Raw genomic sequence first — 24,964 nt, 5'->3', positions numbered from 1 at the left:
TACGGAATGCGCCCAGTGATCAGGAAGTCACCAGTTTTTGCTCGCCTTGAAAGCGGCGAAAGCGTCTATGGTTTACTCAACTCAGTCCCCTCCCCCCTGCTGTGCGAAATGATTGCCAGCGCCGGTTATCACTTCGTCATTCTCGATATGGAACACCTGCTGCGGTCCGGCGATGAGCTGATGCATTGCATACGTGCTTGCGAATCAGCAGGGATTTCGGCCTGGCTGCGTATCCCGGAAGTCGACGTCAAACTGATTGGCCGTGCGCTGGACGCAGGCGCCGAAGCCATCGTTCTGCCGCGTGTCGAAAGCGCCGACGAAGTCGCCCGCGCCCTGGAAGCGGCGTATTTCCCACCGCTGGGCAAGCGCGGAATCAGCGGCGGTCGCATCACTGGTTTTGGCCATGTGTCATTGCCCGACTACATCGAACTGGCCAACCGCCAAACACCCATCGTACCGATGATCGAAAGCGCCGCCGGGCTTCGAGCGCTGCCCGACATTCTCGCGCTGCCCGGCGTTGGCATGGTGCTAGAAGGCGCGCTCGACCTCGCCCTCGATTTGCAACTGGGCCCTGATCCATTGCACCCGCATGTCTGGCAAGCCCTGCAAGGCATGGCCGATGCCTGCACCGCCGCTGGCGTTCCATTTTGCGCAAATCCACGTTCGCCCGAACAACAGGCCTGGTGGCGTGACCGGGGGATTCGCAGCTTTCTCGCTGGTGAAGACCGCGGCCTGCTGCACAACGCGTTGAAAGCGCGCTTGAACAGCCTTCAATTTCCCAACTGAGCCTGAACGAAGTCCAGATGAAAACAACAAACTATCTGTTTGCGTTTCCCTTCAGCCTGCTCTCCCTGAGCATCTGCCAAACCGTACTGGCCGACGACCCGCCTGCCGATTACTCGCTCGCCCCCATGGTGATCAAGGGTGACGTGCTCGGTACCGCCAGCGATCCGGAAGTGCGGACCTACTCCGGTAGCCGCAGCGTGATCGACGCCGCCGACTTGCGCAAAGGCAGTGTCCGCGGGATTGACGATGCCTTGCAGCGCGTGCCCGGGGTCAAAATTTTCGATGAGACCGGCACGGGTGCCTTGCCGCAGATTTCCGTGCGCGGTCTATACGAGAGCCGGAGCGGACGCATTCAGGCCTTGTCCGATGGTATTCCTCTGGCGTTGGCACCTTATGGCCAGACGGGGCTGTCACTGTTTCCGATGACCCTGGCAACGATTGATCGCGTCGACATTGTGCGCGGCGGCGCAGCGGTGCAGTACGGCCCGAACAACGTCGGCGGCGTGATCAACTTCATCAGCGCGCCGATCCCCCATGAAATGCAGACCACTATTCAGGAGCGCACCACCTTCGCTGCCGGTGGTCGCCAGCTGTTCGACACCTACCTGGGGACCGGTGGCTACCTGACCGACAACTTCGGCCTGCAACTGGACGTCAATACCGTTCAGGGCGAGTACGGCCGCGAGCACTCCGACACCGACATCCAGAACTACCGTCTGCGGGGTCAATGGAACATCGATGATGACCGCTCACTGAGTTTTGGCGTGCAGCACTACAAGGCCGATATGGACCTGGCCGGCGCCCTGAGCGTCAAGGACTACAAGAACGATCCGCGCCAGTCGACCCGGCCACTGGACCGATTCGAAGGCGATACGGACCGGGTCTGGGGCACTTACACGCAACAGCTTGGCGCCATGGGTCCTTTCGATTCAGTCGAGTTCAGCTGGACCAACTTCGCCCACAAAAGCTACCGCAACTTCGTCGTTGGCCTGCCATTCACCCCGGACGGTACCGCAGTGACCCAGCAGGACGGTCCGCGTGACTTCAAAGTATGGGGCAGCGAACCGCGCCTGAGCATGAGCATCGACGGTGACAAGGTGGGACAAACCTGGGTGCTGGGTGCCCGCTACGTCAAGGAAGACATCGATTACCGGGTTGATCGCGAAGCCCTCAGCACTGGCGTGACCAGCGTCTTCCGTGACTGGCATTTCAACGACGAAGCCAAAGCCGCCTACCTGAGCAACGCCATCAGCCTGTTCGACCGACGCCTGACCATCACCCCGGGCATTCGCTACGAAAACGCGCGAATGGACTACAGCGACGGGATCACCGGCTTCCAGCACAGCAACCTGGCCGAAGAATGGTTGCCCGGCCTGACCGTCGGTTTCCAGGCGAACGACGATTGGTTCGTGTATGCCAACGCCCAGCGCTCGTTGCGTCCACCGCAGATCACCCAAATCGTCAAAGAAGGCGACGTGGGCGCGGAAATCGCCTGGAACTATGAGACCGGCGTGCGTTACACACCGTGGGACGGCCTGCGCGTCGACGTCGGTTTGTACCGCATCGACTTCGACGACCAGATCGAATACAACGCCACTACCGACCGCTACGTGAACCTGGGCAGCACTCGCCATCAGGGTATCGAGACTGAACTGTTCTGGACCCCGTCGGCGGTCCCTGATCTGGACCTGCATGCCAGCTATGCCTACCTCGATGCCAAGCAGCGCACGGGTCAATACAAAGACAACGAAGTACCTTTCGCGTCCAAACATCAGTTCAACGCCGAAGGTCGTTATCACTTCGCCCAGCACTGGACCTACAGCCTCGACGGCCTTTACGTCAGCAGCGCCTACACGGATGCCGCCAACAGTGGCGATGAAAATGCCAGTGCGTCGGTTGGCAGGCTACCGGCCTATTGGGTCTTCAACACAGCCCTGGAACGCGAATTCAAGCTTGACGACAAAAGCGTGCTGACCGCTTCAGCCGGTATCAGCAACCTGTTCAACCGCGAATACTATTTCCGCGGTATCGACACCAGCCCATGGGGTCGCCAGCCGGCCCCAGAGCGCGCCCTCACCCTCGGCGCAAACTACCGCTTCTAACTGCGCACCCGCGCCCCTGTAAAACCAGTCGCCCAACCTTCTCGGGACGGGCGACTGCTGCCCCCAGGAAACTCGCCATGCACCGTCCTCTCGTCATCCTCAGCCATGTCACCCACGCCGCCGTTACCGAAGGTTTCCTGCCCGCCGCCCGCAAGCGCGGACTGTCAGTGGTGCTGATCAGCGACCATGCCCAAGAGCATCGGCGCCTGCTCGCCACGTCCGACTTTCCCGCACAGGACTTACTGATCCTCGAGTGCGACGTGTTCAATCCTCTGGCCGTGATTGAACTGATCAACGCTCATGGCCTGCGCCCCGCCGCCGTGTTTTCCAACAGCGATCACCTGCAAACCGCCACCGCAGTGGTGGCAGAAACGTTCGACTGTCCCGGCAAGGATTGGCGGCTGTGCTATGCAGCAAAAAACAAGGCGGCCATGCGCGAACGGTTACAGCGCATGGGCCTGCCCGGCCCGTGGTTCCAGGTGCTGACTGCCGGCAGCGTGCTGCCCGAAGAGGCCCCGTTCCCGCTGGTGGTAAAACCACGCGAAGGGGTCGCCAGCCTGGACGTCCGCCTGTGTCACAGCACCCGAGAACTGGCGGATTACTGCACGCAGTTCTGGCAACAACAACCCGGTCGCGCGCTGTTGCTGGAGGCCTACATGGAAGGCCCATTGTTTACCCTCGAGACACTCGGCGACGGTCAGCGGTTGCAAGCCATCGGCGGTTTTGATGTCAGCCTGTCGCCACCCCCGCACTTCGTCGAACTCGCTGCGCGCTGGAACGGCTCATTGAGCGCTAAGCATCGGGCGGGAGCACTGGCTCAGGTCGCTGCTTTCGGCATCAATTTCGGCGTGTGCCACAGCGAATTCATTCTCACCGCCGAAGGACCGGTGTTGGTGGAAATCAACTACCGCAGCATCGGCGACGGCCGCGAGTTCCTTCTCGACCGCCTGCTGCCCCAAGGCTGGTTCGACCGCATCCTTGCCGTGCACCTTGGTGAGCCACTGGTAGATGCCCTGCCCGGCCTGGCCGAAGCGCTGGTGCATTACCTGGTCGCCGACACACCTGGCCGCTTGCAGCAGGCTTCCAGCAGTTTTCGTTACGAGCAGGACAATCACTGGAGCGACTACCGTGCGCTGCGCGAGATTGGCGACGACATTCACGTGAGTCACTCGAACAAGGATTATCTGGGCGTGCTGCGCCTGATCGCCCCGGATACCGCCAGCCTGGACGCACGTTTTGCCGCCACATTGGCCGATCTGCGCTGGGTGATGGCATGAACGTTGTGGCGCAGGATGCCGATCACGCGGCCATCAGCCAACGCATCATCGATTGCTGCCTGCGCGAAGATATTCGCGGGCTGCTCAGCCAAGGCATCGTCCAGCACCTGCCCACCGAATTGCACGACCACTGGCCCGGAACGGTCAGCCCGTACTGGCTGCGCATAGCCCACCTGGACGCCGATGAACTCTGGTTGCCGGTACACCAAGGCGGCCCTTTACAGGCCTGGAGCACGTCCAGCCATGCCTGGCTCTGCGATCAAAACGGACACGTCTTCATCGAGCACGGTTACGCACGCTGGCTCGAGCATTTGAGCAACGGCCTGGACGACGCCAGCCTTGAGCTGTTTGCCGCGTACCGCAAAGAGGCTGACTGCGCGGTGCACCATCGCGCGCTATGTCATGCGGCCTATCAAGAACACGCGACTGAACTGAGCGGCATCCTCGGTAAACCCGCCTGGGACCAACGCCTGATAGGGATAGACCGACTGGCCAGTTACCTGGACCATCCGTACTACCCAACCGCTCGCGCTAAAAGTGGCTTCGACAGCACGGCCCTCAAGCGCTATGCCCCGGAATTCGCCCCGCGCTTCAAACTCAACTGGCTGGCTGTGCCGAACGCGGCCCTGACGTTGAGCAGTTCGCCGCCCAAACATTGGCCGAGCTTTGTCGAACTGGGTTTGAAGCAGAGCCTCGAAACCAGCCATACCCTGCTGCCGGTGCATCCGCTGACGTGGCTGGAGTTGGATACGTATGGGTTACCCGAAGGCACGATCAAGGCACCGCACAGCGCTATGGACGTTGAGCCAACCCTGTCGGTGCGTACCGTGATGTGCGTCGAGCGACCGCACTGGCACATCAAACTGCCATTGCTGGTGACCACCCTGGGCGCCCGCAACCTGCGCCTGATCAAGCCCAGCACGCTGTATGACGGTCATTGGTTTCAGACCACGCTGCAAGCACTGGCCAAACGAGATCCTCAGCTGGGCATGCGCTATCTGCACGTTGATGAGGAACATGGCGGGCATGCCGATGAAAGCCGCCACCTGGTCTATATTGCGCGTCACTACCCCGGCGAACTGGGCATCGCAACGCTGGTGCCCGTCGCTGCCCTCGCCAGCCCGCTGCCCGATGGTCGACTGTTCGTCGAGCAACTGATCGAGCGCTTCTACCAAGGCTCGCTGCAACGCTGGCTCGACGATTATCTGGACCTGCTGCTGCACGTACACCTGCGCCTGTGGCTGGGTTATGGCATCGCGCTGGAAGCCAATCAGCAGAACGCCGTGCTGATCTTCGAAGCTGATCGCCCATTGCGCCTGCTGATGAAAGATAACGACGCCGCACGCCTCTGGCCCAAGCGTTTCGCCGCAGCCTGCCCCGACCTTGCACAGCGTCCTGCAGACTTGCGTGACGAGCGCATCCGCGTCGACGATGCCCAGCCACTGGCCGAGATGTTCTGCACCATCACCTTGCAACTGAATATCGTCGCGGTGCTGGAAGCGATCATTGCCGCCGACCTGGCACCCCGCGAGCCGCTCTACGCCACCTTGCGCCAGCGCCTGATCAATTGCATTGAGCAGTTGGAGGGCAAAGGCCTGGACTGCACTGAAGCCAGACGCGTGTTGCTGGACAGCCCGAAATTGCCGGTGAAATACCTGCTCAGTGCCGGCAGCCTGTTCAGCAAAAACCACTCAGGCGCCCAGGACATCAACAAGTTCTATGGCTACAGCGCGGCAAACTTCCTGCTGGAGGCGCACCCGTGCAACGCAGACTGATCGCCAGTGTATTGCTTGGCCACTATTTATCGGCCTTCACCGCCCTCGGCATTCCGTTGTACCTGCCACGCATCCTCGCCGATCTGGCGCCGGATGCGCCGGGCTGGAGCATCGGCGTGTTGTTTGTCCTGCCGACCCTGTGCACCGCTCTGGCGGCGCCGCTCTGGGGTCGCTGGGCGGATAGACGGGGCTGTCGCCTGTCCTTGTTGCGTGCCCATGCCGGACTGTTTACGGGCTTTCTCCTGGCCGGGTTCAGTACCAACCTGCCGATGTTCGTGCTGGCCTTGATCATTCAGGGCACTTTTGGCGGGGCGATGGCCGCATCCAATGCCTACCTGGCGACCCAGTTCAAGGACGGCGACCTGTCGCGGGCGCTGAACTGGACCCAATATTCGGCACGTCTGGCCATGATCAGCGGCCCCATTCTGCTCGGTCTTATGACGGCGCAAGGGTTGGGACTGGAGCTGTATCGCTACCTGGCCTGGTTGCCGTTACTGGCGTTCGTGATGATCCTGCCGTTGCCCGCCGATACCCCACGCCATCAGGCGAATGCGAGCAAAGCTGAGGGTCCACTCAGCCAACTGCCGACCGACATGCCACGCCTGTTACTGGTGCAGTTTCTGTTCAGCTTCGCCATGGTCGTCACCTTCCCTTATTTCGTCCCTTACGGCGAAGCACTGGGCATTGGCAACGACGCGCTGATCGGCGTGCTCTACAGCCTGCCGCATCTGGTCTACCTCATCGCCCTGCCTTGGGTCCAACGGCACGCCAGCAACCTGCTGCTACCCGGCCTTGGGCTGCTGGCCGTCAGCAATGCCCTGCAGTTCTGGAGTACCCAGGCCGAACCGTTATTTGCCCTGCGCCTGCTCAGCGGTGCCGGGATGTTGCTGGGCTTTGTCGGCTTGCATCGCTGCCTGAGCCAACGCAGCCGCCAAGGCAGTGCCGGGCGCCTGTTTGGCTGGTTCGATGCCAGCGGTAAATGGGCCGGCACAGCTGCCGGCGTGACCGCCGGGCTGGTCAGTCAGACTTGCGGCATCGCCTCACCTTTCCTCGTTGCCTGTCTGGCCGCCGTTGCTGCGATGGCCTTGGCACGCCCCCTACTCATGACCTCGCGGGAGATACCAGCATGAACCTTGCTCTGACCACCGCTTCCCTGCATGAACGCGCCCTCGATGGTGAAGCCCAACGGCACGCCATCGAATCCCTGCTTAATTGTTATCTGCGTGAATACGCCCTGCCACGCGACGAGGCGAGCCTGGACTATCGCGCTCAGGATCTGCCCATGAGCCTGCGTCAACTCAATGGCCAGTGCATCAGCATCCGGCTGCCCAGCGGGCGACTGGTAGTGCGGGTCGACCGCGCGAGCGTGCTCGGTCGTTGCCGCTTTGTCAGCGCCCCCTATTTCAAGGGCAATGGGCACAGCTGGCACCCGTTGAACGCGACCGAACTGGCGCGTCTGCTGTGCGCGCCGTTAAGTCGGCCGGACCGTGTGGGCGAGATGTTGCAGCAGGTCGATAACAGCCTGCAGATCACCCGGACCTTTCTCCGCCATGCCAGCCTGGATCGCGATCAACCGACTGACAGCCTGCTGGCCTCGGAACAGCATCAGATTTGGGGCCATGCCCTGCACCCAACCCCCAAGAGCCGCGAAGGCATCTCGCAAAAAGACCTGTTGGCCTGCTCGCCGGAAGTCGGCGCTTGCTTCGAACTGCACTGGTTCCGCGTCGATCCGGCGCTGATCCAGCATCAGGGCGACGACCCCCGAGATACCCTGCATCAGCTGTGTGGTCGAAACGACCTGTACCCTTGCCACCCTTGGGAAGTCGAGCGGATTCTGGCCGACCCGCTGGTCCGTCGCGCACAACAGCGTGGCCTGCTGGAGTACCTCGGCCCTCAAGGTCTGGCGCTGTACCCGACCTCGTCGGTTCGCACCCTTTATCACCCCGAGCTAGCCTATTTCCTTAAGTTTTCGATGCATGTGCGCCTGACCAATTGCGTGCGCAAAAACGCCTGGTACGAACTGGACAGCGCGGTCGCCCTGACCCGCTTGCTCGCGCCGGTGATGGCCGAGCTGGCCCTCGCACTTCCGGATTTTCTGCTGATGCCGGAACCGGCCGCCAGCACCCTGGACCTGAGCAGTCTTGGCACCCTGGAGCAGGCCCGCGAAGTCACCGAATGCTTCGGCATCCTCTATCGCCAGAACCTGGATGAGGCCACCCGCGAGCGCTACCAACCGCAAGTGGCCATGGCGTTATTCACCTGGGATCTGCAAGGCCGCAGTGTTTGTCAGCGCTTGGTGCAGCAATGTGCCGAGCGTCTTGGCCTCGACGTGGCCGAGGCGACCCTGCGCTGGCTCGACGGCTACGCCCGTCAACTGCTCGGCGGGGTGATGCATTGCCTGTTCCGTCAGGGTGTGGTGCTGGAGCCGCACTTGCAGAACACGCTGTTGGGTTTCGACGCCGACGGCTTGCCTTGTCGGGTCTGGATTCGTGACCTGGAAGGTACCAAGCTGGTGGCCAGCCATTGGGCACCGGAACGACTCAGTGAACTCAACGAGCGCACTCGCGCCTCGCTGTACTACAACGAGGATAAAGCCTGGCAGCGCGTCGCCTACTGCGCGCTGGTGAACAACCTGGGCGAAGCGATCTTCCATCTGGCCAACGCCGATTCAGGGCTGGAAAATCAACTGTGGGCGCATATCGGCACGCTGCTGCAGGCACAACGAGCGGTACTGGATGACCCCGCTCAGCTGCGCGAGTTGTGTGCAGGGGCACCGCTACCCAGCAAGGAAAACTTCATGACCCGCCTGATGATGCGCGCCGACCGCGAAGCAGGCTACACCGCGCTCCCCAGCCCGCTGTTCGCTGCTGGTGAGAGGGCCGGTTCATGAGCTTGCCGACACGCGTCACCCTGGCCATCGGCCAATTGCGCGAGCAACAGCAAACACCGCTCTGTGCCTACGTCTACGATCTGGTCGCCCTGGAGCAACACGTTCGGCACATGCGTGAAACGCTGCCCGCCAACTGTGAGCTGTTTTATGCCGCCAAGGCCAACCCGGAAGCACCGATCCTCCGCACGCTCGTACCGCTAGTAGACGGCTTCGAGGCCGCGTCCGGTGGCGAGTTGCGCTGGCTGTACGAGCAATGCCCAGGGCATTCGCTGATTTTCGGCGGCCCCGGCAAACTCGACAGTGAGCTGGAAATCGCCATGGACTACCGGATTTCGGCCTTCCATGTCGAGAGCCTGACCGAGTTACGCAATCTGGCGCGCATCGCTTCCAGACGTCGCCAACGGGCGCCGGTCATGCTGCGCCTGAACCTGAAACTGGCCGAGGCACCCGACAGCCGTTTGGTGATGGGCGGCAAACCGACCCCCTTCGGCCTGGACGAAGACGCATTGGACGAAGCGCTGAAGCTGTTGCGTGACGAACCCTGGCTGGAGCTCCAGGGCCTGCATTTTCATGTGTTGTCTCATCAGCTTGATGTGGCCGCTCACCTGAGACTGATCCGCAGCTACTGTCGCACCTTCAGCCAGCTCTGCGCCGAACACGGTCTGCAACTGCCCCTGCTCAACGTCGGGGGCGGCATGGGCATTAATTACCAGGACCCGCAGAACTCATTCGACTGGACGACATTCTGCCAAGGACTCAAGGCATTGATCGCGGAAGAAGGCATGGGCGATACGCGCATTCGCTTCGAGATCGGCCGCTTTATCAGCGCGGCCTGCGGCTACTACCTGATGCAAGTCCTGGACATCAAACGCAGCCATGGTCAGTACTTCGCCATTGGCCGGGGTGGCACCCACCACTTCCGGACACCGGCTGCCCAGGGGCATAACCATCCTTTTGTCGTGATACGGGGCCAGCAACCCGCGCAGTTACAGAATCAACCGGTCACCCTGGTCGGCCAGCTGTGCACGCCCAAAGATGTGCTGGCAAGCCAGCAAACAGTCACTGCCCTGGCGATCGATGACCTACTGGTGTTCACCCTGGCAGGCGCCTATGCCTGGAACATTTCGCACCGGGACTTTCTGATGCATGAACCACCGCAAATGCTGTTTCTAACGACATAAATAGCTGACGACATAAACAGGACAACCTGACCACACAGGCATGCCAGCCACTGTGCATCACGTCGTGGCTGGCACAGGCTCATTCACGAGGGGGTTGGCAGGCAGCTCATCCGGCACTTTGACGAAAATGCTGTACTTCGCGCCTTCCATGGCTTCAAAGGCGATCAACTTTTCCACCAACGCGGTGTTTAGTACCTTGCCCGCGTTAAGCAGGAGCATGCCATTGTCGGCATTGAGGTTGCGTGCAAGCACCATCCCCCCCAACAGTTCGCGGGTGCCAACCACCTTGACCGTAGGATCACCCAAGGTGACATCGCTCAAGTACTCGGCGCACACCTGAACGAAGTCTTCCACCAGCCCTGGGTCATAAAGACGGCCGGCGTACTTACGGATAAACACCAGGGCTTCATCACTGTTCATTTGCCGTTCGAGGATCAACCCGCGCTGCAACTCGATAAAGTCCACGGCCAGTTTCAGCAGGCGCGAACCAAACGGGATGGCTTCGCCTTTGAGGTGGTCGGGGAATCCCGTGCCGTCCCAACGCTCTTGATGGTGAAGAATCAACTGAGCCGCGTCCTGCATCGGCTCCAACGTCATCAACAGCGACTCGCTCTGTTTCGGATAACCGCGATAACGCTCACGATCCGTATGGTGCAGCAGGTCGGCAGGCGCGCCCATCATGCTGTCGCTCCAGCTCAACTTACCGATGTTGTAGAGCGCTGCCGCCATGGCCAGATCGCGGCTACTCGCCTCGTCCATGGGGTGGGACTTGCAGTAGGTGCGAATCAAATCGATGATTTGCCGGTTGGTCTGCTTGCTTTTCGGCAGCCGTTGATTGACTAGCAGGGAGAACACTTCGGTGCTGGTCGCGTAGCTGTGCTTCAACTCGTCATAGGCCAGGTCGAGCATGTCGGCCGTCTGTTGCAGCTCGGACATACGTGCGACAACCCGTTTTTCCAGGGTGGCATTAAGTGCCTGCAACGCCTCATTCTGCTCATGGGCCAGGCGTTCCAGGCGTTGCCGCTCGCGCTCGGAATGCTGATGTTCCAAGGCCTGCCGCAAGGTCAGCTGCAACTCCTCGTCGTTCCAGGGCTTGCTGATATAGCGATGAATCTTTCCTTCATTGATCGCTTTGACGATGGTGTCCAGGTCGGCATAACCCGTCAGCAGGATCCGTGTGGTGCCTGGATAACGCTGATGAATCTCCGCCAACAAGGTAGCGCCATCCATATTTGGCATGCGGGCATCGGTCATCACCAGATCGATAGGCTGGTGGGCCATCAACTCAAGCGCTTTTTCACCGCTTTCGGCAAAAAACAAATCATACGGCTGGCTGCGCAACAGACGGCGCAAACTGTTAAGAATGAATTCTTCATCATCCACCAGCAGCACGCAGGGTTTATAAGCCGAAACAGAAGCGGATTGCTCATCCATAGCGTTACCTGACATCACTCATTTGAGGGCACTTACGGGTTTTTCATGATAAAAACCTCGCTCCCTCGCTTTTTTGGCTAAGGGCAGAGGCATTTTTAACAAACTGATGGCACATTAGCTACGGTTTCTCAGCGAAGCGCCTCGTCGAGGGCTATGCTCCGCAAAATAGTATCCAATGTATACGCAACCGTTGTCGCGCCTTCAGGAAGGGAAATCCGTATGCATATTTTTCATCTGAACGCAGACCTGCCGGGTAGCGTTGAATGAGCAATCCGGCCACTCACGCTAATCGCCGCGTGCTTATCATTGATGACACGCCATCGATTCATCAGGACTTTCGTAAAATTCTCTGCCCGAAACCGGACAGCGAAGAGTCTCTTGATGCAGCGGAGGAAGAGCTCTTCGGCACAGTACAGGTCGCTCGGAAAAATTTCGAGCTCGATTCCGCCTATCAGGGGCAAGAAGCCCTTGAACGGGTCAAGCAAGCACTGGCAGAAGGTCGGCCTTACGCGCTGGCCTTCATCGACATGCGCATGCCACCCGGCTGGGATGGTCTGGAGACTATTGAGCACCTGTGGAAAGCCGACCCGCAGTTGCAGATCGCACTGTGCACTGCCTACTCCGATTACTCGTGGGAGGCGATGACCGAACGTCTCGAGTTCGGCGACCAACTGCTGGTTCTGAAAAAGCCGTTCGACAGCCTGGAAATCCGCCAGATGGCCAGTGCGCTGACGGTCAAATGGCAAATGGCACAGGATGCCGCGGCAAAAATGCGCAACCTGGAGCAAACCATCGCCGAGCGCGTTCAGGAATTGCTGAAAGTATCCCATCTGCTCCAGTACGATGTGTTGACGGAGCTGCCCAACAGCACGTTGCTGGGTGATCGTTTGACTCAAGCCATTGCCCTGTCCCGCCGCCACGACACGCAATTGGCAGTGATGTTCATTGGCCTGGATCGATTCGAGCGGATCAATAATGCGCTGGGCCATCCCACCGGCGATGAGATGCTTAAACTCGTTGCTCAATGCCTCATCCACACCGTACGCGAGTCCGACTCGGTGTTTCGCTATGGCTCGGATGAATTTGTCCTGGTGCTGTCCGACGTTCATCACCCCCAACAAACCAAAGGCATTGCGGAGAAGTTGTTGGCCGCCATCAAGGTTCCTCGCTATGTCGCCGGTCATGACCTGAGTGTGACCGCGAGCCTGGGCATCAGCATCTTCCCCGGTGACGGTGAAGATGCCGTCACCCTGATCAAAAAAGCCGAAACCGCCATGCGCAACATCAAGGACAGCGGTCCAGGCGACTTCTGCTTTTTTTCCGACACCATGAACCAGCGTGCCCGCGAGCACCAGTCTATCGAGTCGGGCATTCGACTGGCGTTGGAGCGCAACGAGTTTGTCTTGCATTACCAACCGAAGTTGAACCTGGAAACCGGCAAAATAGTCGGCGCCGAGGCGTTGATCCGCTGGCTCAAACCGGGACAAGGTTGGCTTTTCCCATCTGAATTCATCCCGGTCGCCGAAGACAGCGGCCTGATCGTCCCACTGAGTAAATGGGTATTGCGCGAGGCCTGTCGCCAGACCTGCGTGTGGCAAGCGGCCGGATTACCGCCGATTCGTATGTCGGTGAACATTTCTGCCACCGAGTTTCGCCAGAGGGGGTTTCTCGAGGGCATTCGAACCGTACTTGAAGAAACCGGAATGAACCCTGAACTGCTGGAACTGGAAATCACCGAAAGCGTGCTCATGCAAAACGCCGAGTCGACGATCCAGATCCTGCAAGCGATCAAGCACATGGGCATCCGCTTGGCCATCGATGACTTCGGGACTGGCTACTCCAGCCTGAGTTACCTGCGTCGCTTCCCCATCGACGTATTAAAAATCGATCAGTCGTTTGTCCGCGACCTGAGTACCGACAGCAACGACGCGGCGTTGGTCAGCGCCATCATCAGTCTGGGAAGAAGCCTCAAGCTGAACATCATTGCCGAAGGTATCGAAACCCAGGATCAGCTTGATTTCCTCAAAGCCAACCACTGCGAAGAAGGCCAGGGCTATTTCTTCAGCCGAGCGGTAGAGCCATGTGCATTCGCCAGAATATTGAGTGGTGAGCGATTGGAAGCAGCACGACAGGAATAAATCGGACAAGACGAGATCGCTGGCGTATTTAGGGCCGGGGCACCACTACATTTATAGGCAGCCAGGGATTATTGATGCAGTTATATGGATTGCCCGCTGCTTTCGCGTTGCTGCTTGGTGTCTGCGAGTTGGCCGCTGCTACACCACTGGACGAGCCGCTAAAACCGTTACCTGACGTTGTGATACACAATTCCGTGCAGGTCGAACTGGGCCGTCAGTTATTCAACGATACACGCCTGTCAGTCAATAACAGCGTGTCCTGCGCCAGTTGTCATCACCTGGAAAAAGGTGGGGCCGACGACAAGCCTTTCTCCACTGGTTTCAATGGCGCGCCGCTAGGCATCAACACTCCCACCGTGCTCAATGCGAGCCTTAACTTCAAGCAGTTCTGGAATGGTCGGGCCGACTCGCTGGAGGCACAGATCGAAGAGGTGGTCCAAAGCCCTGTCGAGATGGGCAACACCTGGAAAGCCGTGATAGACACCATCTCCAGAGACCCGGACTATCGCGCCACCTTCGCCAGGTCCTACCCGGACGGGGTCACCGCAGCCAATGCGCAGAATGCGTTGGCAAGCTATGAACGCACCCTGCTGACGCCCAACTCGCGCTTCGACCTCTACCTCAAAGGCAATACCGACATCCTGACGCTTAACGAAAAATACGGCTATCAGCGCTTCAAGCAATACGGCTGCATCGCCTGCCATCAAGGCGTCAACATCGGTGGCAATATGTACCAGAAGTTTGGTGTGATGAGCGACTATTTCAAGGCGCGGGGCAACCCGGCAGAAAGCGACCTGGGACGTTATCTGGTGACCAGGGATGAGGCCGACCGTAACGTCTTCAAAGTGCCGAGCCTACGCAACGTCGCCCTCACGGCGCCGTACTTTCATGATGGGTCAGCCAGGACGCTCGATGAGGCCGTCAGCGTGATGTTCACGTATCAACTGGGGCGTACGCCTTCGGCGCAGGACAAACTTCTGATCATTGAGTTTCTCAAGACATTGACCGGTGAACTCAAAGGCAAGCCGCTATGAAACTGTCCCATCGATTCAGCTCACTGCTTTTGGGCGTAATGACTCTGGCACTCGCGTCTATTCTGGTGTTCCTCTATATCAGGTCCAGTGTCGATAACACCTCTAACTACATCGCGTCGCGGGATCTGATTGGTCAGATCAAACAGCTGGACGCGCAGTGGGAAACAGAGATCCTCAAGGCAAGAGTTTCCGTCAGTCAAAACTACGACCTGCTGGTAGAGCCGCTGACCGAAATGAACACCCTCTGGAAACAGTTCGATACCATACAGGCCGGGCATGCGCTGCATGCCGATGCGCTGTGGCAAGACAGCCGCAACGCCTATCTGGCTGCCGTCGACGAGAAAACACGGCTGGTTGAAAAATTCAAATCGCATAACGCCGTATTGCGTAACTCACTGGCCTTTCTGCCCATCGCCGAAGACGATATCCAGAATCAGTTCGGCACGCTCAACAAGAACGACCCAGTGCTGCAAGCCACCTCTATGGACATCTATGACCTGCTGCTCGGCAGTCTGGAGTTCTCTCAAATCACCTCTGACGACAAAGCGGCTGACATCCAGGTCGGCCTGAACCGTTTGGGTGCGGACAAAGATCGTTTACCGCAGCCACTCCATCTTCCGCTGGAACTTCTGCTCAAACATGTGGAGCTGATCCTGCACGAGCAACCCGTGGTCAACGATCTGCTGGAGCACATCGGCGTCGTTCCCGTGGCCGCTCGACTGGAGGACATCAATAACATCCTCAATCACAACCAGGAGCAGGCCGTCAAAGTGGGTCAGCAGTACCACCTGTATCTGCTGATTTTCTCGGCATTGATGGTCGTCCTGCTGTTATATCTGACCATCCGGTTGCTGCGCAGCTATGCCGAAATCAACAGTGTCAACAAAGCGCTGCATGCCGCCAACGAAGGCCTTGAGCAACGCGTGGAAGAGCGCACCCGTGAACTGAAAGATACCCAGAGCGAATTGCTCGATACCGCGCGCCTGGCCGGGATGGCGGAAATTGCCACCAATGTGCTGCACAACGTCGGCAATGTGTTGAACAGCGTGAATATCTCTGCCGATCTGCTCACGCGAAAACTGCGCACCAGCAAGTCAATCGGCCTCGGTAAAGCGGTGCAAATGATGAATGAGCACGAGCACGATCTGGGAGACTTCATCACCGTCGACGAGAAGGGAAAACTGTTACCGGGCTATCTGAACCAATTGGTCAAAGCGCTGGGCGCTGAGCAACAGAGCATGACCGACGAGCTGGCGCAGCTGACCAAAAGCGTTGATCACATCAAGGATATCGTCTCCACCCAGCAGTCCTACGCCGGTGCGTCCAGCCTGGCTGAATCCCTGAACATCAGCGACTTGCTTGAAGATGCCCTGCGCATGAACTCGGGCGCATTGACCCGCCACCATGTCACGGTGGTCAAGGACTTCAGCGATGTACCTGCCGTGATGGCCGATAAACATCGGCTGCTGCTGATTCTGATCAACCTGATCAGCAACGCGAAATACGCGATGTCCGACATGGACGACCGCGCTCGAAAAATGACCCTGGGCGTAAAATTCATCGACAATTCCATCTTGCAGATCAGTGTCAAAGACGAAGGTGAAGGCATCGCTCCGGAGAACATGACGCGAATCTTTGCCCACGGTTTTACCACCCGCAAAGACGGCCACGGCTTTGGCCTGCACAGTTGCGCGCTGGCCGCGATCGAGATGAATGGGCATTTGAGTGCCTACAGTGACGGACCCGGCAAAGGTGCGACGTTCACCCTTGAAATGCCCCTGACAATCGCGACGGATAAGCAATGAACAGTCTAACGAACCGCCGTATTCTGCTGATTGACGACACCCCTGCCATTCATGACGACTTTCGCAAAATCCTCCTGCCTCCCGTCGACGACAACTCCGACCTGTACCTGATGGAAGCAGCGCTGTTCGGGCAAACGGCCAAGATCGAGATTCCAGTGTTCGAGCTCGACTCGGCCTACCAGGGCCAGGAAGGTCTGGCCAAGGTGTGCCAGTCACTCAAGGACAATCGCCCCTATGCCTTGGCGTTCGTCGACATGCGCATGCCCCAGGGCTGGGACGGCGTAGAAACCATCGAGCACCTCTGGGAGCAAGACCCGCGCCTGCAGGTGGTGGTCTGCACGGCTTACGCCGACTACTCCTGGGATGAATTACTGGAACGGCTGCATGGCCATGATCGGTTGTTGATTCTGAAAAAGCCTTTCGACAACATTGAAGTCCATCAGTTGGCCAACACCCTGACCGCCAAATGGGAAATGACCGAGCGCGCATCGGTGCAGATGAGCAAGCTTGAGCAATTGGTCGAGCAACGGACCCACGAGTTCAAACAGGCCAGCGAAGCCCTGCAGCGCGAAATCGACGAACGCGAACAGCTGGAAAGCCAGCTGGTGCAATCCGAAAAGCTCGCGTCCCTGGGGCAACTGGCCGCCGGGGTTGCTCACGAAATCAACAACCCCATCGGTTTTATCTCGTCCAACCTCGGCACCCTTGAAGGTTACTTCAGCAAATTGCAGGACATGCTCGACGCCTACCAGCGCTCAGAAGAGGGCATCGCCTCGACCGAGATCCTCGAGCGCTTGAAATCCATGCGCGAGCGTGTGGAACTGGACTTCCTGAGGGAAGATATCCCGCTGCTGATCAAGGAGTCCAAGGAGGGCATCAGCCGCGTCGGAAAAATCGTCAAAGACCTCAAAGATTTCTCCCGCGTCGACTCGAATCAGGAATGGCAATGGGCCAACCTGCAGCAGGGCATCGAATCGACCCTGAACATCGTCGCCAACGAACTCAAATACAAAGCCGACGTCATCAAGGAATACGTCGACCTTCCCGACATCGAATGCCTGCCCTCGCAAATCAATCAGGTAATCATGAACCTCGTGGTCAACGCCGCCCAGGCCATGGGCCCTCAACGCGGGAAAATCACCCTTCGCAGCGGGATGGAAGCAGAGCACGTCTGGCTCGAAGTGGCCGACACTGGATCAGGAATGGCTTCCGACACCGTGCAGAAAATTTTTGATCCCTTCTTCACCACCAAACCCGTCGGCCAAGGGACAGGGTTGGGCCTGTCCCTCTCCTACGGAATTGTGAAAAAACACGGTGGCGACATTACGGTCAGCAGCGAGCTTGGCGTGGGGACTACGTTTCGGGTTACGTTGCCGATCAGGCAGCAACACTCGAGCACCTGACACACGGCCCTCGCCGCCAAACCAGCCGGCGTTAAGGCCTAGAACCCGGGGGCGATCTGTCCTTTGTAGCGCGTCAGGATGAACTGACGAACCGCGTCGGAGTTAAGGGCTTTGGCCAGTTTCTGAATGCGCGGGTCATTGATGTTGTCAGGACGTGCGACCAGGTATTCGACATACAGACTTTTGCCCTTTTCGACGATCAATGCGCTGTTGGTATCGATCCCGGCCTCGAGCGCGTAATTGGCGAACACAAAGGCCAGGTCCACCTGACTGACTGAACGTGCCAGCAAGGCGCCTTCCAGCTCGCGGATTTTCAGTTTTTTCGGGTTGGCGGCGATGTCCTTGGGCGTCGACAGGGTGTTGCTCGGGTCCTTCAGCGTAATCAAACCCGCCTCGTTGAGCAGCACCAGAGCACGACCCGCATTCACCGGGTCGTTAGGGATCGATACCGAAGCGCCCTCTTTCAGCTCGGCAATGTTTTTGATTTTGGTTGAATACGCGCCGAACGGTTCGATGTGCACGCCCACGACCGGCACCAGATCTGTATGCCGGGTTTTGTTGTACTCATCGAGAAACGGCCGGTACTGGTAGTAATTGGCGTCGATGCGTTTCTCAGCCAGTTGCTGATTCGGCTGGATGAAATCCTGGAACACCTTGATTTCCAGATCCACGCCCTCCTTCGCCAGCTCCGGCTTGATGAACTCAAGGATTTCCGCGTGAGGAACCGGCGTGGCCCCCACAATCAATTTCTCGTTGGCGTGAATGGACAAAGACATCACAGCGGCCAATACGGCGAGTGTTTTTTTCATCGTGTGCTCCTGAAAGGCATAAAGGGAGTGCTGCGTGTGGCACGTTCGGTCTTCATGACCAGTCGTGACGGGGTGGCTTGACGCCGTTGAGTAACCAGTTGCCAATAACGTGATACTTCCAGCGCACCGGGTCGTGCAGGGTATGAACCCGTGCATTGCGCCAGTGGCGATCAAAGTTGTGTTTTTTCAAGGTCGAGCGCGTACCGCCCAGCTCAAACAGTTTGTTGCTGGCTTCGATGGCGATTTCGGTGGTCAGGACCTTGGCTCTGGCAACCGCGACGGAGGCCAATGCAAGGTTGTCTTCGGTGGTCTCACCGCGCGCGGCGTCGAGGGTTTTACCGGCACGTTCGAGCAGCGCTTCCGCAGCTTCCAGCCGAATGTCCAACGCGCCGATTTGCACAATCGTCAGCGGGTCTTCGCTGGCTTTTTCAACGCCGGAATCAATCCATGGCCGCGCCTGCTCACGAACAAACACCAGGGTGTCGCGCAAGGCGGCACGAGCGATCCCGGCGTCGATGGCGGCGGTGGTGAGCTGAGCAAAAGGCCCTGCAAGCGTCGGGCTGTCGTAGGAGCGCCAGACCGGGAGCAGATTGAAAGCCGGCACGCGCAGATTGTCTGCCAGCACCGTGCCGCTGGAGGTCGTGCGCTGACCTATGCTGTCCCAGTCATCGACAATCACCAGCCCCGGTGTGCCGCGCTCAACGAACGCCAGCTGACCTCTCTGCTCTTCATCCAGCGCCAGCACCCCCAGCCAATGGGCGTACAACGAACCCGTGCAATAGCCCTTGCGGCCGTTGATCACATGACCATCGCCGTCGTGGCGCACGGTTGCCTGAATGTCCTGAACGTTCTTGCCGCCTGTTTCAGATATCGCGTTAGCAAAGCGATGCCCTTGCAGCGCCAACGCAAAAAAATACGCCTGCTGATCAGGAGAACCTTGCAGCCGAATGTCCTCAAGCAGGCAGTAGTGATTCTGCGGGATCTGCCCGAGAGAAGGGTCAGCCGCCGAGATGATCGCGATGACCTGCGCCAGCACCGCATAAGACACCTGCGCTCCGCCATACGCCCTGGGCACACTGATACCCCACAAGCCGCTGTTGGAATAGATATCGACAATATCGGCAGGCACTTGGCGAGTGCGATCACGCTCGGCATCGTTTTCCAGAAGCAGGGCCGCGACGTGTCCAGCAACAGCCAACGCTTCGGCTTCGTCGCGAATCACATGCGCGGTGGGAGGATTGATGGAGTAGTCGGCAGACAGCGGTAAATGGGACATGGAAGCACTCGACGATCAATAGATGCCAAGGGTGATTGCAGCTTCCGTGCCCAGTCTGAACACCAGCAATTACGGGGGGTTACGAATAAATCGGTGTGCCTGAAAACGACGATTTGCTGATGTGATGTCGGCGTGGCAACAGTTGATCCGGGCTCCTTACCGTGGTGCCCGGATCCTGGGTTGACTCAGGCCTGATCAGGCGATGGGGCGGTCCTGAGCTGGAAGGCTTTCAGGTCGCGGTAGGCGCTGCCAGGGTGTATATCGGGCAGGCGCGGACCGGCGCCGAACAGTTTTTCGCGCAGGGTTCCGGGGGCATATTCAGTCTTGAACACACCGCGCTTCTGCAACTCCGGCACCAGCAAGTCCACGGCGTCGATGAAGGTTTCGTGAGTGACCGCGTAGGCCAGGTTGAAGCCGTCAACATCCGTGTCTTCGACCCACTCCTGAAGCAGATCGGCCACCGTTTCCGGACCGCCGACGAACAGAGGACCAAAACCACCAATGCCCACCCAGTTGGCCAGTTCGTTGGGGGTCCAGATCGTATCCGGCTCGGCGGTAGAGAACGCTTCCACCGCCGATTGAATCGCGTTGGTGTGGACATGCTTGAGCGGTTCGTCCGGTTTGAACTGACTGAAATCAATCCCGGTCCAGCCCGAGATCAGCGCCATCGCACCTTCGTAGCTGACCCAAGTCTTGTATTCCTCGAACTTGGCTTTGGCCTTGGCATCGGTCTCGCCCAGGATCACCGTCTGCAAATTGAAGATCAGGATTTTCTTCGGGTCACGGCCCGCTTCAGCTGCGCGACGACGAATATCGGCCACGGTTTTCTTCAACTGTGCTTTTGACGGCGCGGCGACGAACACGCACTCAGCCTGCTCGGCGGCAAACTGTTTGCCACGGCTCGACGCACCCGCCTGGTACAGCACCGGTGTGCGTTGCGGCGACGGCTCGCAGAGATGGATACCGGGCACCTGAAAATGTTTACCGACGTGCTGAATCTCATGAATTTTGTTTGGGTCACTGAAAATCCGCCGCTCACGGTCACGCAGGACCGCGCCGTCTTCCCAGCTCCCTTCCCAGAGTTTGTAGCAAACCTCGAGGTATTCCTCGGCATAGTCGTAACGCGCATCGTGTTCAGTCTGCGCTTTCTGCCCCAGGTTCTTCGCACCGCTCTCCAGGTACGACGTCACGATATTCCAGCCGGCGCGACCTTTGGTCAGGTGGTCCAGGGTCGACAGGCGTCGAGCGAAAGGATAAGGGTGCTCGAAAGACAACGATGCGGTCAGGCCAAATCCCAGGTGTTCGGTGACCATGGCCATCGGTGGAATCAATTGCAACGGATCGTTCACCGGTACCTGGGCCGCCTGACGGATTGCTGCATCGCCGTTGCCGTTATAAACGTCGTAAATGCCCAGTACGTCGGCAATGAACAGCCCGTCAAACTTGCCGCGTTCAAGGATTTTCGCCAGGTCAGTCCAGTACTCCAGGTCTTTGTATTGCCATGAGCGATCACGCGGATGCGCCCACAACCCAGGTGACTGGTGGCCGACACAATTCATATCGAAGGCGTTGAGACGAATTTCACGGGACATTTACAGGGCTCCTACTGCTGAAGGCAAAGCGCAGTCAAAGCGGGGGAATGCAGGAGATAACATGGGCTGACTCCAGAGTGTCGAGGGATATCGGATTTCGTCTCCTCTCTCTGCACAGGCCATGCCGAATAATTTTTATATTATTTTTCAACTAGTTATGTGATTTTACGAAGATTGATCCACCCACAAACTCATCGAATTGTTTAACTGCTGTTGGCTGACCGACAGTAGAGCGACAAAGAATGTGAGCGCCCGTTATTGCTTGAGGGTAGCGCTGAAACTATTGAGCCGACGTCGCCGCGTGTCCTCGCATCGCTGGCGGCGGCGATTTGCTTGACCAGGCGCGGGTCGCCTGAGTATTCGAAAAAGTAGGCGCTGACCTGTTCGTCGCGCTTGATTTGACGTCAGTGACGGGTTTCACCAAGCTACGGCCCTCGAATTGTCCATCTGGAACACATTGCGTGATTAACCCCCGTTTTCACTGGCGCCGGCTTTTACTGTGCGCAGCCCCCCTCATCGCCCTGCTGGCGGGTTGCGATGGCGGCGCCCAAAAGACAGAACCGCCTGCGGCAGCCACCTATGTCAGCGGCAACTGGGACGATCTGCCCGCCGTCAGCGACAGCGACCTGCAGGCCGGTTTCAACGCCTGGTATTCAGCGTGCGCACGACTGGCCAATGATCCCGTCTGGAAAGGCCCGTGCAGCGCAGCCACTCAGGTGCCACCTACCACCGCCGCGATTCGCGACTTTCTCAAGACCCAGCTGCAGGTGTACGCCCTGCGTTCGGCCGACCGCAGCAAGCACGGTCTGATCACCGGTTATTACGAACCGATCTATCGGGGCAGCCTTGAACGTACCGAGGAAACGGCGGTGCCGGTCCACGGCGTTCCCGACGATCTAGTGGTGGTGGCGCTGGACAGCCTCTACCCCGAACTCAAAGGCAAGCGCCTGCGCGGTCGCCTCGAAGGCCGAACACTCAAGCCCTATGACGATGCAGCCACCATTGCACGCCAAGGTGTGAACGCCCCTGTGCTGGCCTGGCTGAGCGACCCCATGGACCTGCAGTTTCTACAGATCCAGGGGTCCGGCCGCATCCAACTGGATAACGGTCAGCAATTGCGCATTGGTTACGCCGACCAGAACGGCCATCCCTACAAGCCGGTGGGCCGCTGGCTGGTCGAGCAGGGTCAACTCAAAAAAGAAGACGTGACCATGGGCCGGATCCACGACTGGGCCCGTGCCAACCCGGATCGGGTTCCGGAGTTACTGGCGAGCAACCCCAGCTACGTATTCTTCAGCCGACGACCTGACAGCAATGAAGGTCCGCGCGGCTCATTGAACGTGCCGCTGACGGCAGGCTACAGCGTGGCGATCGACCGCAAGGTCATCCCCTTGGGCAGCCTGCTCTGGCTCTCCACCACACGCCCCGATGGCAGCGAGGTGGTACGGCCTGTTGCCGCTCAGGACACGGGGGGCGCCATCGCTGGCGAAGTCCGCGCGGATCTGTTCTGGGGCACCGGCACCGAGGCCGGTGAGTTGGCAGGCAATATGAAACAACAGGGCGAGATCTGGCTGCTGTGGCCAAAAGGGGTTGCGTTGCCCAACGCGCAATAACGGCCTGATCTGGAGCCCCCATCAGTCCTGTTATCGCACAAGCGCCTGGCGCCCTGAAAAAAGGACAGATTTATTGGTCAAAATAAATCTGTCCTTGTTTTATCAACGCTTTCTCGGACGGAAACTAGTGCTTGCTGACCGCTGCTGCCAGTAGCGGAGCAGCCTGTTCGTCGGTCAGTGCCGGGTGAATCTCCATACTCATGAGGTCACTCCACTCAAGCACCCATTTCTGCATCAGCGCAAGATCACTGGTTTCTGCGATGCCAAAGCCAGTCATGCGCCCTATGGCATGCCAGCGTCCCAGCATGGTTACGCCTGCGGGTGGTACGGCTCCTGTTTTGAGAAAACGTTCAATCGCGCTATTACGGCGTTCGGGACTGATTGACCAACTGACAATGAATAGCATCTGCCACCTCCTGACAGGGATTGGCACCTGTTCTTCTCTTCACGCACCTGGCTGGCGCCGCGACCACGGCCACGCGTCTGTTCCCGGCCCACACCCTGGCAGGCCTGAAACGACTGCTCCCATGGGAAGGAATAGCAGCCTCCCGAACCTTGCGTATGACCGCTGATCCTCTTTCCTTGAATCTACCTCACCCAGCACAAGCGCCAGATATGCTGAGGCAGCGACGAAGAGCAACTGCACATCGCTTAGAGGCGGACTACACTTATTGACCCCGACCACCGCCGAGCAGGTTGTCGCCTGGAGTCGCAACGCCTTGGCCGGTGGCCTTCCTAAATAGGAGGACACGCAATGAACGAGGCCAAACTCAATGAGTTCATGGGCAAGCTGGTTTCCGACATGGGCGGAGCGGCGATGCTCGCTAACATCATCCTCGGCGATGAGCTGGGTCTGTACCGGGCCATGGCTGACAGCCAACCTGTCACCCCCGAAGCACTCGGCAGCAAAACCGGCTGCAACGCGCGCCTGGTGCGTGAATGGCTCAACGCCCACGCGGCGTCCGGCTACATCGAGCACATCGATGGCCAATTCCGTCTGCCAGAGGAACAAGCCATGGCGTTGGCGATTGAGGACTCCCCGGTCTATGTGGCGGGCGGAGCAGTGGTCATCGCGTCGTTGTTCCATGACAAGGACAAGCTGGTCGCAGCCATGCGCGGCGATGGCTCCCTCGCTTGGGGCGATCACCATCCGTGTATGTTCAGCGGTACGGAACGCTTCTTCAGGCCTGGCTATCGGGCGCATCTAGTCGCCGAGTGGTTGCCGGCCCTGGAGGGCGTGGTCGACAAGCTGAAAACCGGTGCCAAGGTGGTGGACATTGGCTGCGGCCATGGCGCGTCGACAGTGATCATGGCGCAGGCCTTCCCGGCATCGCGTTTTGTAGGCATCGACTACCACGCGCCGTCCATCGACATCGCGACGCAACGCGCGCAAGAAGGAGGCGTGGCGGATCGCGTGAGCTTCGCCCAGGGCACAGCCAAGAACTACCCTGGCAACGATTACGACCTGGTCTGCTACTTCGACTGTCTCCACGACATGGGCGACCCCGTAGGTGCTGCCCAGCATGCCTATCAGTCACTCAAGCCTGACGGTACGGTTCTGCTGGTGGAGCCGTACGCCAACGACAAGCTTGACGAGAACATGACCCCCGTGGGACGACTGTTCTACGCCGCATCGACCTTTATCTGCACACCGAACTCGCTGTCTCAGGAGGTCGGCCTCGGTCTGGGTGCTCAGGCTGGCGAGGCGCGCTTGCGCAAGGTCTTCACCGAGGCGGGGTTCACCCACTTCCGCCGGGCAGCGGAAACACCGTTTAACCTGATCCTGGAAGCGCGCAAATAATCAGGGCAATTCACCTCGGCATGACGCCGGCTGGATTCAGCGCCATGC

General features: G+C 59.0%; 18 protein-coding genes and 1 pseudogene. 13 read left to right on the top strand and 6 right to left on the bottom strand.

Translation table 11 applies throughout. The features are described 5' to 3' along the window. Positions 1 to 15: 15 nt before the first annotated feature. The 7 genes from K0F75_RS05040 (at position 16) to K0F75_RS05010 (ending at position 10,011) form a co-directional block, all read left to right on the top strand. The gene (locus K0F75_RS05040) at positions 16 to 786 is read left to right on the top strand and encodes an HpcH/HpaI aldolase/citrate lyase family protein (RefSeq protein WP_219060742.1); all 771 of its coding nucleotides are present in this window, start codon (positions 16 to 18) and stop codon (positions 784 to 786) included. 17 nt (positions 787 to 803) lie between these two features. Then, positions 804 to 2,888, top strand: coding sequence for a TonB-dependent siderophore receptor (locus K0F75_RS05035; RefSeq protein WP_219060741.1), 2,085 nt, complete (start codon positions 804 to 806; stop codon positions 2,886 to 2,888). 77 nt (positions 2,889 to 2,965) lie between these two features. Beyond that, positions 2,966 to 4,165, top strand: a complete 1,200-nt coding sequence (locus K0F75_RS05030; protein ID WP_219060740.1) for an acetyl-CoA carboxylase biotin carboxylase subunit family protein — start codon at positions 2,966 to 2,968, stop codon at positions 4,163 to 4,165. Then, positions 4,162 to 5,940 (top strand): IucA/IucC family protein, encoded by a 1,779-nt coding sequence (locus K0F75_RS05025; RefSeq protein WP_219060739.1) that lies wholly within the window; start codon positions 4,162 to 4,164, stop codon positions 5,938 to 5,940. The genes K0F75_RS05030 and K0F75_RS05025 overlap by 4 nt, the downstream gene beginning before the upstream one ends. Further along, a complete protein-coding gene (locus K0F75_RS05020; RefSeq protein ID WP_219060738.1) occupies positions 5,925 to 7,070 on the top strand; it encodes an MFS transporter in 1,146 nt (381 codons plus the stop codon). Before K0F75_RS05025 ends, K0F75_RS05020 begins: the two co-directional genes overlap by 16 nt. Continuing rightward, entirely contained in the window at positions 7,067 to 8,830 is a 1,764-nt protein-coding gene (locus tag K0F75_RS05015; RefSeq protein WP_219060737.1) for an IucA/IucC family siderophore biosynthesis protein, read from the top strand. Before K0F75_RS05020 ends, K0F75_RS05015 begins: the two co-directional genes overlap by 4 nt. Further along, positions 8,827 to 10,011 (top strand): type III PLP-dependent enzyme, encoded by a 1,185-nt coding sequence (locus K0F75_RS05010; RefSeq protein WP_219060736.1) that lies wholly within the window; start codon positions 8,827 to 8,829, stop codon positions 10,009 to 10,011. Before K0F75_RS05015 ends, K0F75_RS05010 begins: the two co-directional genes overlap by 4 nt. Before the next feature lie 57 nt (positions 10,012 to 10,068). Here the strand turns inward: K0F75_RS05010 and K0F75_RS05005 are convergent, their stop codons facing one another. Beyond that, the gene (locus K0F75_RS05005; protein ID WP_219060735.1) at positions 10,069 to 11,445 is read right to left on the bottom strand and encodes an HD domain-containing phosphohydrolase; all 1,377 of its coding nucleotides are present in this window, start codon (positions 11,443 to 11,445) and stop codon (positions 10,069 to 10,071) included. A gap of 263 nt (positions 11,446 to 11,708) precedes the next feature. Between K0F75_RS05005 and K0F75_RS05000 the strand changes: the two genes are divergently transcribed. From K0F75_RS05000 to K0F75_RS04985, 4 genes are all read left to right on the top strand, one after another. Further along, positions 11,709 to 13,583 carry a bifunctional diguanylate cyclase/phosphodiesterase gene (locus tag K0F75_RS05000; protein ID WP_219060734.1) on the top strand — a complete coding sequence of 625 codons (1,875 nt, stop codon included), beginning with the start codon at positions 11,709 to 11,711 and terminating at the stop codon, positions 13,581 to 13,583. 74 nt (positions 13,584 to 13,657) lie between these two features. Beyond that, on the top strand, positions 13,658 to 14,617 hold the full coding sequence (locus tag K0F75_RS04995; protein WP_219060733.1) for a cytochrome-c peroxidase: 960 nt from the start codon (positions 13,658 to 13,660) through the stop codon (positions 14,615 to 14,617). After that, the gene (locus tag K0F75_RS04990) at positions 14,614 to 16,422 is read left to right on the top strand and encodes a DAHL domain-containing protein (RefSeq protein WP_219060732.1); all 1,809 of its coding nucleotides are present in this window, start codon (positions 14,614 to 14,616) and stop codon (positions 16,420 to 16,422) included. Before K0F75_RS04995 ends, K0F75_RS04990 begins: the two co-directional genes overlap by 4 nt. Then, the gene (locus K0F75_RS04985) at positions 16,419 to 17,825 is read left to right on the top strand and encodes an ATP-binding protein (protein ID WP_219060731.1); all 1,407 of its coding nucleotides are present in this window, start codon (positions 16,419 to 16,421) and stop codon (positions 17,823 to 17,825) included. The genes K0F75_RS04990 and K0F75_RS04985 overlap by 4 nt, the downstream gene beginning before the upstream one ends. A gap of 38 nt (positions 17,826 to 17,863) precedes the next feature. On the opposite strand, the gene K0F75_RS04980 is transcribed toward K0F75_RS04985, so the two are convergent. From K0F75_RS04980 to K0F75_RS25590, 4 genes and pseudogenes are all read right to left on the bottom strand, one after another. Then, positions 17,864 to 18,634: a MetQ/NlpA family ABC transporter substrate-binding protein gene (locus tag K0F75_RS04980; RefSeq protein ID WP_219060730.1), complete on the bottom strand. Its 771-nt coding sequence runs from the start codon at positions 18,632 to 18,634 to the stop codon at positions 17,864 to 17,866. A 52-nt stretch (positions 18,635 to 18,686) separates the two neighbouring features. Then, positions 18,687 to 19,910: an SfnB family sulfur acquisition oxidoreductase gene (locus K0F75_RS04975; protein ID WP_219060729.1), complete on the bottom strand. Its 1,224-nt coding sequence runs from the start codon at positions 19,908 to 19,910 to the stop codon at positions 18,687 to 18,689. 185 nt (positions 19,911 to 20,095) lie between these two features. Next, positions 20,096 to 21,502: an LLM class flavin-dependent oxidoreductase gene (locus tag K0F75_RS04970; RefSeq protein WP_219060728.1), complete on the bottom strand. Its 1,407-nt coding sequence runs from the start codon at positions 21,500 to 21,502 to the stop codon at positions 20,096 to 20,098. A gap of 290 nt (positions 21,503 to 21,792) precedes the next feature. After that, positions 21,793 to 21,906, bottom strand: a pseudogene (locus K0F75_RS25590) (metal ABC transporter substrate-binding protein); the annotation flags it as partial. A gap of 60 nt (positions 21,907 to 21,966) precedes the next feature. Here K0F75_RS25590 and K0F75_RS04965 point away from each other — a divergent pair. Beyond that, positions 21,967 to 23,115 (top strand): murein transglycosylase A, encoded by a 1,149-nt coding sequence (locus K0F75_RS04965; protein ID WP_219060860.1) that lies wholly within the window; start codon positions 21,967 to 21,969, stop codon positions 23,113 to 23,115. A gap of 124 nt (positions 23,116 to 23,239) precedes the next feature. Here K0F75_RS04965 and K0F75_RS04960 read toward each other — a convergent pair whose 3' ends face one another. Then, complete coding sequence (locus K0F75_RS04960; RefSeq protein WP_219060727.1) at positions 23,240 to 23,521, bottom strand: DUF3303 domain-containing protein; 282 nt, start codon at positions 23,519 to 23,521, stop codon at positions 23,240 to 23,242. Between the two features lie 348 nt (positions 23,522 to 23,869). On the opposite strand from K0F75_RS04960, the gene K0F75_RS04955 reads away from it, so the two are divergent. Then, complete coding sequence (locus K0F75_RS04955) at positions 23,870 to 24,916, top strand: class I SAM-dependent methyltransferase (RefSeq protein ID WP_219060726.1); 1,047 nt, start codon at positions 23,870 to 23,872, stop codon at positions 24,914 to 24,916. The last annotated feature ends 48 nt before the right edge of the window (positions 24,917 to 24,964 follow it).

It is taken from the genome of Pseudomonas sp. UMAB-08, assembly GCF_900095225.1.
In the GTDB taxonomy this organism is placed as follows: domain Bacteria; phylum Pseudomonadota; class Gammaproteobacteria; order Pseudomonadales; family Pseudomonadaceae; genus Aquipseudomonas.
Note: the sequence above shows the minus strand (reverse complement) of the source record. Positions and strands in the feature narration are given on the sequence as shown.

What these genes read in the sequence shown, in the direction of transcription:
- K0F75_RS05030 (WP_219060740.1), top strand. Translation starts at nt 2,966, where the DNA reads ATGCACCGTCCTCTCGTCATCCTCAGCCATGTCACCCACGCCGCCGTT.
- K0F75_RS04990 (WP_219060732.1), top strand. Translation starts at nt 14,614, where the DNA reads ATGAAACTGTCCCATCGATTCAGCTCACTGCTTTTGGGCGTAATGACT.
- K0F75_RS04985 (WP_219060731.1), top strand. Translation starts at nt 16,419, where the DNA reads ATGAACAGTCTAACGAACCGCCGTATTCTGCTGATTGACGACACCCCT.
- K0F75_RS05000 (WP_219060734.1), top strand. Translation starts at nt 11,709, where the DNA reads ATGAGCAATCCGGCCACTCACGCTAATCGCCGCGTGCTTATCATTGAT.
- K0F75_RS04995 (WP_219060733.1), top strand. Translation starts at nt 13,658, where the DNA reads ATGCAGTTATATGGATTGCCCGCTGCTTTCGCGTTGCTGCTTGGTGTC.
- K0F75_RS05035 (WP_219060741.1), top strand. Translation starts at nt 804, where the DNA reads ATGAAAACAACAAACTATCTGTTTGCGTTTCCCTTCAGCCTGCTCTCC.
- K0F75_RS05005 (WP_219060735.1), bottom strand. Translation starts at nt 11,445, where the DNA reads ATGGATGAGCAATCCGCTTCTGTTTCGGCTTATAAACCCTGCGTGCTG.
- K0F75_RS05010 (WP_219060736.1), top strand. Translation starts at nt 8,827, where the DNA reads ATGAGCTTGCCGACACGCGTCACCCTGGCCATCGGCCAATTGCGCGAG.
- K0F75_RS05015 (WP_219060737.1), top strand. Translation starts at nt 7,067, where the DNA reads ATGAACCTTGCTCTGACCACCGCTTCCCTGCATGAACGCGCCCTCGAT.
- K0F75_RS04955 (WP_219060726.1), top strand. Translation starts at nt 23,870, where the DNA reads ATGAACGAGGCCAAACTCAATGAGTTCATGGGCAAGCTGGTTTCCGAC.
- K0F75_RS04975 (WP_219060729.1), bottom strand. Translation starts at nt 19,910, where the DNA reads ATGTCCCATTTACCGCTGTCTGCCGACTACTCCATCAATCCTCCCACC.
- K0F75_RS04960 (WP_219060727.1), bottom strand. Translation starts at nt 23,521, where the DNA reads ATGCTATTCATTGTCAGTTGGTCAATCAGTCCCGAACGCCGTAATAGC.
- K0F75_RS05025 (WP_219060739.1), top strand. Translation starts at nt 4,162, where the DNA reads ATGAACGTTGTGGCGCAGGATGCCGATCACGCGGCCATCAGCCAACGC.
- K0F75_RS04970 (WP_219060728.1), bottom strand. Translation starts at nt 21,502, where the DNA reads ATGTCCCGTGAAATTCGTCTCAACGCCTTCGATATGAATTGTGTCGGC.
- K0F75_RS04980 (WP_219060730.1), bottom strand. Translation starts at nt 18,634, where the DNA reads ATGAAAAAAACACTCGCCGTATTGGCCGCTGTGATGTCTTTGTCCATT.